Genomic DNA, 12,826 nt, shown 5'->3' with positions numbered 1-12,826 from the left:
TACACCTAAGTGAAACAAGATCTGGATCGCTAAATCACGTCTAGACACGCAATTAATTTACTCTACGGGCTAATTGAGACCATTAAAATCTATATTTAAAAATACAACTAGCCTCAATACCATAACTGAAATCTATGCTAAATATCAGCTCTAATATAAAAATATGCAATTACTGATAGTTTTGATATGGAATAGACTGATCCTTGGCATTCGTTTCACCACGATAAATAATTCGATTATTACCATGATAAACGCCAAAGGTTACGGTAGCTGATGGATCTTCGTCACCTAAGCCACGCCAGTTATAACTTAACCAAGGTTGATTTGATGTGCCATTTACACATTTTATTTGCGGCGTATCTGTTATTTGAGTTGGCTTAGTTAAGACTGATAGTTGCTGCCAAAAACGAATTTGCTGTTTAAAATCACCATCAGGATTTGCCGTTAACTGGTTAAGTAATGGCTGACCTGTAGTAACTGTGCCAGTACCAGACGTTGTTGGATCATTGGCTATATGAGGCACTGGTTCTTGTATTAAAATTTGACGACAATAATTAGCTCCATCAAATTTTGAAGCTGAATCATCGCTATTCGTGACAAACTCAGCACCATTCCAATACTCAACCCGCAATGGAATCGTTAATGACTTGCCAATATCTCCGGCAGCATCTTGCAGTGCCATGCGGCCATAGCGAAGATCGTTAGTACCAATTAACTCACTCTCGCTCTTATCCTGCCAAGTTACACCATCGGGGGTTGATGTTTGTTTTACTCGTAATTGCCAATCAGGATACGGACCATCTTCTTTGCTTGTAGTTGATAATCCATCAATATAATGACGTAAGAATTTAGCATTACCTTCAGCAGCATAGTTAAACACAGAATACGCGTCCTTCTTATTATTAGAACTCGCTTTCCATATCTTAGCATTATCCTTAATTAGCAGTGGTTGATAACGAGATATTAGATCCTTGCCATTAGCCATTACCATTAGCTGCATTTCTGATTTAAGACCATCGTCAAACAAATAATAATTTTTTACCTTTAGATTCTGTTTGTTAAAGGCAAAAATTCTAAATCCAGCTGAAAATGGTTGATTCATATAAGTAAACTGTTGGTTTAATGGGGGTAAAACAAAAGTATTATCTGCATCCAATGCCAAATAAGCCGGAAAAAAACGACCAATATGACGTTTGCTTGGATCAATATTCATCCCTAAATAATTATTCAATCCAACCTGTAACCACAAACTGCCCACTTCACTCCAAGTATTACCTTTCACCAACAAGCCATTAAGTGTCGGCTCTTTAGTTATTTGACCTAAATGGAAGACCCCTTTATTTCCATTATCTGGGCTATGAATACTATATTGAGATATAACACCATCTCCTAAAGCTGGAGAGCCTGCCACTAAAAAGTTTTTGGTCACTGATGCACTACAATAATCTTGATTAGAGACATCAAGCACACCTGTAATATCTTTTTGCCACACTAAAGGCTTTAATAACACATCAAAGGAATGACCAGCAGCAGTATAAGCTTCACCACCTTTAGAAGTACCATTAGCTAAACGATATTCATTTTTACCATTAAACGTTAACGGACATATAGCAAACGTCCACGGGCGGGAATTAATATCTAAGACTCCGTTAACGTTTAAGGATTGCGTTGATATTTTCTTTACATCCGATGCTGTCGAGATAAGTTTTTTACTAAAAGTAAAATCAGGATCAGTTACCTGCCATTGAATCACGCCCGCTTCTCGATATTGCAGTGTTAATGGTGATGAAACACCCTTATCAAATTTAATATTTAAATGTTTTGTCGCCCCACCAGCCTCTCCAGTAATAACTTCAACTTGAATTGGTGATGTTATTTTTTTACCATCATCTTCTGATATATCATAAGCAGGTTTATCTGGATGAATATATTGAGTGTTTAAGGTTAAATGCTTATCACCCGTATATTGAGTTAACGTTTTCGCTTTATTACCGACACCACAAATTTTAGCCGTGATAACTGTATTAAATGTTTTACCTGCAATAATATTCTCTTGTTTATTCGTCATACTAAAATAAACATCATTAGCCATAGAGAATTTATATTCCCCTGTCGCTGTCACAGTATTATTTTCAATACTAGCATTAATATTAACCGTCGTAACACCGTCACTACGCAACCAAATAGTTGCTTGATTATTTTTAATATTAATTGGGTATCTATTGCTACCACTTTTAAATTTAGTCACTCCAGAAGTAAAGTTCTCTGTTGTTGACCACTCACCACTACTTGTAGAAGTTAAAGTAAACGATGCTATACCATTATAAGTATCACTATTAGTAGAATTAACATTAAAGGTGATTTTTTTACTGTCACAAAGTGTTGATGTTATATCTGGTGATAACGTAAGGGTATAGCTAGGAGTAGAATTAAAACAAGAACTTTGACCATTAATTTCAACACCTATCATTTTATAATTACCATGAGCATGAATAGCTTTTGCTGTTACTGCACCATTAATTCGAGATACTTCAGGACATGTTTCATAATTACTACACCCCTCAACATTACCATTAGAAATGTCTATCTCTCGTTCAGAATAAATAAGCGCAGTAATAGTACTACCATTATTAATTTCACTCCATGTATGCCCCGAACTTGGCTTATCATGAATATAAATTATCAAATCATCTGGATTATTTGACTCAGGTCTAAGAGAAGAACTTACCATCGTTAAATTTTTCGCATGGACAATAGATCCATTTGGAAATATGATTTTTTTATTATTTAAATTTATCATATTAAAAAAATAAATTTCCTTATTGTGAAGTTTATTAACATTTTCTTGACTACTTAATTCACCATCATCATTTGCAGGGAAAATGAAATGATTAAAATCTATTTTATTCGCAAACTGACCATTAGGCTCACAAGCATATCCATCACAAGCCTTATATGCGGGGTTACTTCCATAATGAATATATTCAAAACCAATACGTTTTTCACCATTGGTGAATGGCACGCCTTTAATGATGATTTTAGGTTCTATTTTCAATGTTCCAGATGTGTTTCCTTGCCATGTTTGAATCGGACCTGGGAATAAGCCACATGTGGTTTCAGACACTTGACGTTGAAAAGCCATAAAACCAACACTTTCATCATGATGTTTTCGTTCAATAGAACGTACATTTCTTTCATTTAGATCTTCATCATTAACAAAACTAACTTGAAGTGATTGCCCGCTATTTTGTTTTTTACATAGACGTAACCAACCACCATTTGGACCTTTTCGAGAATTTTTTGATGCTAAAAACATTAACGGTTTCTTTACTAAATCAGAAAAATCAAACGAAGTGTTATCTATATCCATATAGGCATTACATTCTTCTTCTACTGGTTTTGTCACTGAGTCAGGAAAAACCAAATTATTCTGTAATGTGTTTTTTGTATCTCCTCGTCCAAGTATGAAGTTTAATCCTTTAAAAACTCCCTTTCCTTCAGCTTGTAAATAAGCAACATTAATTGCTTTTATATCACTATTAGTATTGACTTCAGAACCATCTAACCCAATATATGTATTACCATTATAAATAATAGAATAAGGTGTTACCCATCGATTACTATTATTAGGTTGTTCATTAATAATGATCCCCATATTAGAAGAAAAACCATCATTAGAAATTGTTTTTACTAACTGAGAGTCAATTAAGCTATTTAATTTATTTTTATTTAAAACACCACCTTTATATAATGAGGTTTTCGAATCAATAAATTTAGTTAGAGAAACCGTACCTGCAATTATTTTTCCTTTTCCAGCAAGATCAATTGTACCTGGTTCAATAGCAAAATAAGTAATCAGAGGCATGGGTTTAACATACAATGAAAATGGAACGTTTTCCCATAACTTATTTTCAGATGCGATATGCTTACTCTCTAAATTTTTAAATTTTCCAGTTTTTTTATTTTTTATTTTATTTTCAGAATTAATATTATTTCTGATAACTTCTTGATATTCATCCCAGTAATACCAATAAAATAAAGAATTATGCCCATCTAAATTTAGAAATTCATGATTATAATTAGCTATATCTTGTTTAACCGTAAATTTATATCCACCATCACTACTTCTAGATATACTAGTAATACGTAGAGTTGCTGGAGCATCACGACCTATAAATTTATCAGAGCCATAATCAATAGTAGGCATCACAAAAATAAGAGGTTTAGACTTAAATACTACAGGAACATTTTTAATAAATTTACCATTTAGATCTTTTAATGGCTTTTCAATATTAATGGAACAACCATCATCACTCATTAAACAAGAGTTATCTCCTATTGATATCTGATCGAAATAAAAGTTTGGTATATTTGATTCTGCAAAAGTTAATTGAGAATAAATAAACACTATGAAAATAATAAATATAGAATAAATTCTATTCATTTTAACCCCTTAGCCCAAACTTCTTGTGTCCGTGTCATAACAACTTTTCCACTACCGCATGTGGCAGTACTTATTAATTTATATTCATTGGTTTTATTTATAATCGTAGCTACACAATTCATAGTCACAATTTTGCACCCTTGTTGAAGTGGTGTTTTTATTTCTGCAGCCAAATAAGTTTTACAAGCCGTAGGCTCACTGATTAATGGGTTTCCAAGTGGAAATATCTTAGTTAATAGCACTTCATTAGCAGAATAAGCACTAAACCATGCACGAGTGCCAAGCACTTCTTTGGTGGTCATGGTTTGGCTTGAAGCGCCTATTTTAGTCATTGCGATAGCCATTAACCCCATTACCACAATCACAAACAATACGATCATCAAGCCACTGCCACGCTGTTTCGTATAATGATTACAATACATTTAACACCTGCACACTGTGGTTATAATTCGCAATTTCATTGGTCTTTGGATCGCTAAATTTAATACCAATTAACGCTATCGCACTACTATTTAATCCGGCGGCTTGTACTTTTGGCATAAACTCAACAATATTGGTCGCCATTAACACCCCATCACTATTATTTACTTTACGCACGATAGTATTACCGAGCTGACAATAACTAATTTGATCGTGATATAAATAGAGTCGCTTACCGGGTGATGACGTAATAATCGGTGAAGATAATGTTAATTGAAATAAATTACCAGCTTGATTGTTATCATTTGTTTTTGCTGCACTAATACTATCAACAGTTATCGTATTATTCTGATATTGTTCAGCAGAAGCAAACCCCACCGCAATATGCCAACCATTGTGATCCCAAATAGCTTTATTCTCAAAATCAAATGGAGAGATATTTAATTCATCACTGTTATTGGGTAATTCAGCATAATAAACTGCAGAACTGACAATGGGATAAAAACGGATACAACGATCTTCAGTTACTAAACTATTAGGTGCTGCATGGCGAATTTCTTTAGTCATTCGCGCCACTAAAAAACGGGCCTGCGACTGTAATCGTTCACGATCGATCGTATTAGTATAACCTTTCACACCCAACGCAATATAACTACCGATACCAATCATGATGATCGACAGTACCACCATTGCGATCACCATTTCTAATAAGGTAAAACCTTTGTTGTGGTTACGCATTAGTAGTTCCCTTTATAGGCAATGTAATTATATTTTCCATAACGGCCGGCATTGACGGTAACGGTGATTTTTTTAAATCGAGGTTCAGGTAGTGTTTGTTTGTTTAATACAACAAGATCAGGGCGATCATACTGAACACTGATCAGCGCAAATATATGTTTATATTTAGCATTATCAGAACTGGGAATAAGGGCCATTAATGTATTGGGATATTTACTCCGATCAATAGTATGAAGATCTTTATACCCCTGACACTGTTCTTTTGTTCCCCAGCAACCAATAAAATCATCAACATCATTTGAATATTGTGGTTGTGATTTCTCAAGCTGAGTATCCGGCCCTAATGTCGCAGGTTTAGGATGAGGTCCTGTTGCCGAACAATAAATAAATTCACCTTGTTTATCATTCTCACCGCAACGATAAACACTATCACCATTAGGATCGGAATTTTGATCAAATTGACGCGCTAACACTTGATTGAGTATCGCCTCCCCCATCGCAGCCGAGCGAGCTTGATAATAAGGGATCGCCGAGCGTTCAACTTGAGGAAACAAAAAGCTGATCAAGGTGATCATTGCAATAGCCAATAAAACAATGGTGATGATCCCCTCGATAAGGGTAAAACCTTTTGCTTTACGATAAAGATTCACTGTGAACACGCCTCATCGGTTTTCTTATAAATATAGCCTTGGCTATTAATACAAATACTGGCAGTTTGGTTATTTTTAGCCGTTATTGTAATTGTACAGCCGGATGTACAACTAAGCGCTGCCGTTGGTGCCTCACTGACTGTCGGTTGCCCCAGTAAATTAAAAAATAACGACGAGGATCCACGGTTCAAGGGGTATATTGAGAAAGTGGTTTGCGTTTGTTGATAGCGTAAGCTGTTATTAGCATCTTGGCGGTTAGCGTCACACACACCAAGACAATTTGATTCAACCGTTAGTGGTTGGCTATCACCGTTCATGGCTGAAATTTGAAGCTGACGAATGAGTGATATTGCTTGATCGCGAGTGATCTGCGCATCAAATTCACTTCGCCCAGAAAAACGCGCAGCAGCCGTGGCACTGAGGATCCCAATAAGGATGATCACCATGATAAGTTCAATAAGGGAGAAACCTTGTTGTGACTTCACTTCGCCGCCTATTTATTGATATGTTTGTTTAATTTATCAGATTTCATATAAAAAAAGGCGCTTTTCAGCGCCTTTTAATAATTAACCGATGATCGACATCACTCGTTTATTGTTTTGTCGTAGTAACAACTGTAAATGTCTTATCATTTCCAGATTTACAAGCAGTTGGATCCAATTTAACCGTTGCAATAGCAGAAGACGTTGCTGCAGTATAAGTTAAGTAACATCCTTTCGGTGCATTACCTGCCGCAGCATAATTTTTAAAAGTAAATTCTACAGTGCCAGGTTTACCAGATGTTAGATTACCCATAACAAAATCACCATCTTCGCCATTAACACCCGAAAGTGCAGCACCGATACCCGCAGATGTTGCTGTCGGATAGCCATAAACCGTCTGGATTTGATGATCAGACTCACCAACATTTATTGGATCTGCCGAATTTTCTTGACCAGCAATAGCAGCTTTACCATAAACAATACCCGCAGCACCATTAATTGCGCCACGTAAACCATCTAATGATGCATGACGCGCATCGCCTTGTAGATTCATAAATTTAGGCGCAGCAGTAACAGCTAGAATACCTAGAATTACGATTACTACTACTAATTCGATAAGGGTAAAACCTTGTTGTTTTTTCATGTTTTTTTCTCTTTCAATGTGTTTAATAACGAGAGGCATAATTCCCTCTCGTTATAAGATAAAACGATAATACTTAGTCTTTACAAGCATTTGTAGGCATTAATACTTGTGCTGTACCATCCTTAACTGCAGGTACATATACTAAGAAACAGTTTTTAGGAATAGCTGTTTGGGGTGTAGTTACCTTACCATCCGCAATCGTAATTGTTACTGCATTATCTTTGTTATCTTTATATTGACTAAATGTAAATAGCTGTCCCTTCGTTGCTCCAGTACCATTACCATCAATAGTCACATTGTCCTGAGAACTCACCGCCCAATCAGTATTTGTACCGCCCACACCAGCAACCGCATTATCAATACCGCCAGTAGTCGCTGTTGGATAACCATAATTAGTTAATACCTTACCTGTCCCCACAGCAACAGAAACACCAGCAGAAGCAGCTGTATCTTCAATTCCAGCAATCGCCGCTTTACCATAAACAATGCCAGCTGCGCCTTGAATAGCACCTTTCAAGCCTTGTAGAGATGCATTACGTGCATCGCCTTGCAGATTCATAAATTTAGGCGCTGCAGTAACAGCTAAAATACCTAGAATAACGATCACAACGACCAGTTCGATTAGGGTAAAACCTTGTTGTTTTTTCATGTTATTTTCTCTTTCAATGTATTTAATAACTGAGAGAAACACAGATCTCTCATCTATAATATCAAACGATAATCCTAGTCTTTACAAGCATTTGTTGGCATGAACACTTGTGCAATGCTATTTTTAACAGCAGGCACGTAGACTAAGAAACAGTTTTTAGGGATAGCGTTATTACCTTCCGTAACTGAAACAGTACCGCCGGTAACAGTAAGATCTATTTTCTGCAATGCATTATGAGCATATTGTTTAAAGGTAAATAACTGCCCTTCTATTGTTACAACAGCACCTGTAGCAGCTTTCACTTTTACGTCCACTGTTCGATTAGAGTAATCCCAATCATCACTACCCGCTAATGCAGCAACAATACCGCCAGAAGATATATCGGGGTAACCATAAATAGTATTTACAGCACCAACTTTGACTCTATCTTGTGATGATTCAACACCTTGAATCGCCGCCTTACCGTAAACAATAGCTGCTGCGCCTTGAATAGCACCTTTTAGACCTTGTAGTGACGCATTACGAGCATCACCTTGCAGGTTCATAAACTTAGGTGCGGCAGTAACTGCTAAAATACCTAGAATAACAATCACAACCACTAATTCAATTAAGGTAAAACCTTGTTGTCGTTTCAGATAACTTCTCTCTATTGCTGTTGCAATTCAACTTCAACCCGACCTAATGTCGGTTTGTAGGTAAACGAATGTCCGGCTAATGGATTAATATCACCCGCACTGTTTTTACTTGCTGACGCTAATTGATAATAGCGACATTGTTTTGCTTCAGTAATAATTCCTTGAGGATTAATACCATTAATATCTTTAATTTTTACATTTTCAACAGTGACATAAAACAATGCCTTACTACCAGCAACTGTATTTTTCGATGTTGTTGCTAATGGTGGATTCTGCATTAACTCCTCTAACAAATCTAAGCAATCATTAGCGGTTATATCAAGCACATCAACAGTGTTACTGCTATTTAACGCAAAGGGATAACCCATGCGAATGTTTTTTTGTTGATCAACATTGGTTAACTTAAATTCAGTACCATCATAATTAACAATATTATTATTGCTACGATCGACAGGACGACCATAAGCTTCCCATTGCGCTCGAGTTGAAACGACTGCCGTCGCAAATCCACCAGCCATAGCTTCAATGGCTGATTTTTTTGCAGCATCGGTAATATTCATAAATCGAGGTAATGCAGTTGCTGCTAATATTCCTAAAATGATAATCACAACGACAAGTTCTATTAATGAAAAGCCATTATGTTTTTTCATTTTAAATCCTTTTTAACTCACTGATTTATTAAATAACTGAAGTCGATTACCAATTGATACTTTATTACAATATATCAACTGATTACTTAAAAATATTCCTTATTGCTATATAATGTAGCAATATTAAATCACGATGTGTATTTTGCCATTAATATAAAAAATTGCCAATGCTTTATTATTAAGTATATAAGTACAATGATTTTTAGCCGTTAATTTACTATTTTTAATATATAAGGATTCATTATTACTTCTATAATTAATATTATTGGTAAGTAATAGCCATAATTTTTCGCAATTAAGTTTATTATCAATAGTAACAATTGGCCAGCCTCGTTGAGTATATTGAAAATCAATGCCATCAATATGATCACGATAGGGTTTATTATTCATTTCCCATTGTTGTTTTAAGTTTACCGCACCTTGATAAAGATTATTTTGGGTTAATATAAGTTGAGTGGCTTCGGCTTTATTCTCAACTTGTTGCCACTTATATAGCAGCACGCTAATTAGTAATAATATTACCGCAGCCCAAGCCATATTTTTTAAACGTACTTCAGACTTAAATTTATCCATGCTGGGCGACATTAAGCATGCCCCACATAGGTAAGAAAATACCTAATGCAAGCATCAATACAATACCCGCAACGACAACTAACATAATCGGTTCAATTCTCGCGGTTAATGTTTGTAAATCATACTCTACTTCGCGATCATAAAATTCTGCCGCTTCTAATAGGAGATCATCCACCTGACCCGTCTCTTCACCTACCGCAATCATCTGTAACACTAGGGGGGTAAAAACCTCTGATTGCCGCGCCATATGCGCAATACTGCTACCGCCTTCAATCCCTGTTTTCATGTCAATTAAGCGTTTTTCTAAAAAAGCATTACCTAACGATTCGGCAGACATTTGAATTGCACTATTTAGCGGGACACCGGCACGAAGCATTAATGCAAAGGTCCGTGAAAAACGCGCCATTTGAGCACGATTAACGATTGAACCGGTGATCGGCATTCTTAACCGCCAATGATCCCATTTTTCTTGACCTTTTTCCGTATTACGCCATAAACGGATCGCAAACCACACCGCTATTGCGCCCAGTGTCATCGCTAACCAGTAATGAACGAAAAAATTAGAGGTGCCAATTAAAATTCGCGTAGGCAGAGGCAACTCAACCCCAAACCGTGAGAACATTGAGGCAAATTGTGGAATCACTTTGGTATTTAAAATCCCCATCGCAATAACAATCGACATCATAACAAAAGTTGGATAACGCATCGCAGAAGAAATTTGACGACGCGTTTTCATCTCTTGCTCATAATAATTTGCCAATTGCAGCAAAATATCATCTAACCGTCCAGTATTCTCACCAACATGGATCATCGAAATAAATAGTCGAGAAAAAACTCTAGGATGTTGCTGCATCGATGTAGATAACGCTCGACCATTGGTCAAATCCGACGTCACAGTTGCTAATGTTTCTTTTAATAGTTTATGCGTTGTACTTTGCGATAAACCATTAAACGCTCGCAATAAAGGTACACCCGCCTTGGTTAGGCTATATAACTGTCGACAAAAAATCACCAGCACTTCAAGAGGTAACTGTGATTGAAATAATGCCATTAAATCAAATGATTTAGCTGATACTTTTATTTCTTGAATATCAAGCGGGATCACACCTTGGCGTAATAATAAATCAGCAGCACTATTTTCACTAGATGCTTCAATCGTACCACGCTTAAGCTGACCTCTATCCGTTCGCCCACGATAACTAAATACAGCCATTGCTTAGCCTCTATTGTTACAAATCATCAAGTATATCCCCTTCACCAAGTATCAAAACTTCATCAATAGAGGTTTTACCTGATAATGCTAATTCCATGGCAGATTCAATTAAAGGTTTATAACCGTCACTTTTTCGGGCCAATTGCGTAAAAAGCACCGCATTATTTTCACGTAATGCATCCATCATATTTTGACGCATTTCAAGTAACTCAAACACACCAATTCGACCTTTATAGCCACTAAAGTTACAGCTATGACAACCTCGGCCATGACGAAATAATTGTTTTTCATATGCCGGAAATCGTTTTTCTACCCATGTTAATTGACTTTCATCTAAGACATCATCTTCGATACAATCAGGACAAATACGACGGACTAAACGCTGGGCTAATACTGCTCGCACAGAACTCGCGACTAAGTAACCTGGCGCTTCCATATCAATCATTCGTAATGCACTGTCAATAGCATCATTCGTGTGTAAGGTTGAAAGAACAAGGTGGCCGGTTAATGCTGCACGCAAACCAATTTCAACGGTTTCTTGATCACGCATTTCACCAATTAAAATTACATCTGGATCTTGGCGTAAAAAAGTTCTTAAAATAGATGAAAATGTTAATCCAATACGATTATTTACCTGTACTTGGTTAACTCGGGGTAAACGATATTCCACTGGATCTTCAGCCGTGATCAGCTTTTTACCTGGTTTATTTAACTCATTTAAAGCGCCATAAAGTGTGGTGGTTTTACCAGAACCTGTTGGCCCCGTAACTAACAGCATGCCATGAGGGCGCTTTAATTGCCGACGAAAACGCTCAACCAACTCTGCAGGCATACCAATTTCATCAAGGCTAAGAATACCCGCGGATTGATCTAACAATCGCATAACTACCGACTCACCATGTTGAATAGGCATGGTGGAGATACGGACATCAACCGAATGATCACGGACTTTTATATTAAAACGACCATCTTGTGGCAATCGTTTCTCAGATATGTCCAAACCACTCATTAATTTTAGCCGTAAAACCAATGCGGCAGAGACACTATTTTCTTTTAATAGCGTTTCATGTAGAACCCCATCAATCCGTTGTCGAATACGTAATACATCAGCATCAGGTTCAATATGAATATCCGATGCACCTACTTGAATCGCATCTTCAAACAATGAGTTAATTAACTTAACAACCGTCACTTTTTCTTTATCGGTATCTTCCATACCGTAAGAAAAACCTTGGTCTGATTGATGTTCAGCCTTTAGTTGCTCAGCAAAAGAAGCTATTTCTTTAGTTCGACGATAGTAACGATCAAAAGCAGCAAGCAATTGACGTTCAGGAGCGATGACTAATTCAACCTGATAATTATGAAGGAGATCAAACACGGCCTCTTGAGAGGTTAAATCAGCAGGATCACTCATTGCAACTCGAACAGTATTTCCTTGTCGCCCAAGGACTAATGCGCGTAAACGACGGGCATTTACTTCGGATAATAAAGTAATACTATCGCTATCAATATCAATTCTCGTCAAATCAACTAAGGCAATTCCTAATTGTTGAGCCAAGAATTGGAGCATTTCTGTTTCTGTTAAAAAGCCCATATTAATGAGCGTATCGCCAAGTTTTCTGCCTGTTTGTTGATGTTTTGCTAAGGCTAAATCAAGATCATTTTGAGTAATAATATTAGCATCAACAAGAAGATCGCCGAGGCGCTTTCGTAATCGAAGAGACATATT

12 protein-coding genes are annotated in these 12,826 nt (G+C 36.6%); all 12 read right to left on the bottom strand.

The features are described from left to right. Nucleotides 1–169 precede the first annotated feature (169 nt). The gene (locus tag OC457_RS01530; RefSeq protein WP_144379588.1) at nt 170–4,444 is read right to left on the bottom strand and encodes a DUF6701 domain-containing protein; all 4,275 of its coding nucleotides are present in this window, start codon (nt 4,442–4,444) and stop codon (nt 170–172) included. Beyond that, nucleotides 4,441–4,866, bottom strand: a complete 426-nt coding sequence (locus OC457_RS01525) for an MshP protein (RefSeq protein ID WP_080174435.1) — start codon at nt 4,864–4,866, stop codon at nt 4,441–4,443. Before OC457_RS01525 ends, OC457_RS01530 begins: the two co-directional genes overlap by 4 nt. Next, nucleotides 4,856–5,602, bottom strand: coding sequence for a PilW family protein (locus OC457_RS01520; protein ID WP_080174434.1), 747 nt, complete (start codon nt 5,600–5,602; stop codon nt 4,856–4,858). Before OC457_RS01520 ends, OC457_RS01525 begins: the two co-directional genes overlap by 11 nt. Then, nucleotides 5,602–6,252 (bottom strand): type IV pilus modification PilV family protein, encoded by a 651-nt coding sequence (locus OC457_RS01515; RefSeq protein ID WP_080174433.1) that lies wholly within the window; start codon nt 6,250–6,252, stop codon nt 5,602–5,604. The genes OC457_RS01520 and OC457_RS01515 overlap by 1 nt, the downstream gene beginning before the upstream one ends. Beyond that, the gene (locus OC457_RS01510) at nt 6,249–6,737 is read right to left on the bottom strand and encodes a type II secretion system protein (RefSeq protein ID WP_080174432.1); all 489 of its coding nucleotides are present in this window, start codon (nt 6,735–6,737) and stop codon (nt 6,249–6,251) included. The genes OC457_RS01515 and OC457_RS01510 overlap by 4 nt, the downstream gene beginning before the upstream one ends. Before the next feature lie 106 nt (nt 6,738–6,843). Next, on the bottom strand, nt 6,844–7,377 hold the full coding sequence (locus OC457_RS01505; RefSeq protein WP_080174431.1) for a type II secretion system protein: 534 nt from the start codon (nt 7,375–7,377) through the stop codon (nt 6,844–6,846). Between the two features lie 73 nt (nt 7,378–7,450). After that, a complete protein-coding gene (locus OC457_RS01500) occupies nt 7,451–8,026 on the bottom strand; it encodes a type II secretion system protein (RefSeq protein WP_080174430.1) in 576 nt (191 codons plus the stop codon). 74 nt (nt 8,027–8,100) lie between these two features. Continuing rightward, the gene (locus OC457_RS01495; protein WP_080174429.1) at nt 8,101–8,661 is read right to left on the bottom strand and encodes a type II secretion system protein; all 561 of its coding nucleotides are present in this window, start codon (nt 8,659–8,661) and stop codon (nt 8,101–8,103) included. 11 nt (nt 8,662–8,672) lie between these two features. Further along, nucleotides 8,673–9,311, bottom strand: coding sequence for a type II secretion system protein (locus tag OC457_RS01490; RefSeq protein ID WP_080174428.1), 639 nt, complete (start codon nt 9,309–9,311; stop codon nt 8,673–8,675). A 123-nt stretch (nt 9,312–9,434) separates the two neighbouring features. Then, the gene (locus tag OC457_RS01485) at nt 9,435–9,884 is read right to left on the bottom strand and encodes a hypothetical protein (protein WP_262054068.1); all 450 of its coding nucleotides are present in this window, start codon (nt 9,882–9,884) and stop codon (nt 9,435–9,437) included. Next, nucleotides 9,877–11,097 carry a type II secretion system F family protein gene (locus OC457_RS01480; RefSeq protein WP_080174426.1) on the bottom strand — a complete coding sequence of 407 codons (1,221 nt, stop codon included), beginning with the start codon at nt 11,095–11,097 and terminating at the stop codon, nt 9,877–9,879. Before OC457_RS01480 ends, OC457_RS01485 begins: the two co-directional genes overlap by 8 nt. Before the next feature lie 16 nt (nt 11,098–11,113). Next, nucleotides 11,114–12,823 (bottom strand): GspE/PulE family protein, encoded by a 1,710-nt coding sequence (locus tag OC457_RS01475; protein ID WP_080174425.1) that lies wholly within the window; start codon nt 12,821–12,823, stop codon nt 11,114–11,116. Nucleotides 12,824–12,826: the final 3 nt, after the last annotated feature.

It is taken from the genome of Photobacterium toruni (assembly GCF_024529955.1).
Classification (GTDB): Bacteria; Pseudomonadota; Gammaproteobacteria; order Enterobacterales; family Vibrionaceae; genus Photobacterium; species Photobacterium toruni.
The sequence above is the reverse complement of the archived record's forward strand: the minus strand, read 5'-3'. Positions and strand labels throughout refer to the sequence as shown.

What these genes read in the sequence shown, in the direction of transcription:
- OC457_RS01530 (WP_144379588.1), bottom strand. Translation starts at nt 4,444, where the DNA reads ATGAATAGAATTTATTCTATATTTATTATTTTCATAGTGTTTATTTAT.
- OC457_RS01525 (WP_080174435.1), bottom strand. Translation starts at nt 4,866, where the DNA reads ATGTATTGTAATCATTATACGAAACAGCGTGGCAGTGGCTTGATGATC.
- OC457_RS01520 (WP_080174434.1), bottom strand. Translation starts at nt 5,602, where the DNA reads ATGCGTAACCACAACAAAGGTTTTACCTTATTAGAAATGGTGATCGCA.
- OC457_RS01505 (WP_080174431.1), bottom strand. Translation starts at nt 7,377, where the DNA reads ATGAAAAAACAACAAGGTTTTACCCTTATCGAATTAGTAGTAGTAATC.
- OC457_RS01500 (WP_080174430.1), bottom strand. Translation starts at nt 8,026, where the DNA reads ATGAAAAAACAACAAGGTTTTACCCTAATCGAACTGGTCGTTGTGATC.
- OC457_RS01490 (WP_080174428.1), bottom strand. Translation starts at nt 9,311, where the DNA reads ATGAAAAAACATAATGGCTTTTCATTAATAGAACTTGTCGTTGTGATT.
- OC457_RS01485 (WP_262054068.1), bottom strand. Translation starts at nt 9,884, where the DNA reads ATGGATAAATTTAAGTCTGAAGTACGTTTAAAAAATATGGCTTGGGCT.
- OC457_RS01480 (WP_080174426.1), bottom strand. Translation starts at nt 11,097, where the DNA reads ATGGCTGTATTTAGTTATCGTGGGCGAACGGATAGAGGTCAGCTTAAG.
- OC457_RS01475 (WP_080174425.1), bottom strand. Translation starts at nt 12,823, where the DNA reads ATGTCTCTTCGATTACGAAAGCGCCTCGGCGATCTTCTTGTTGATGCT.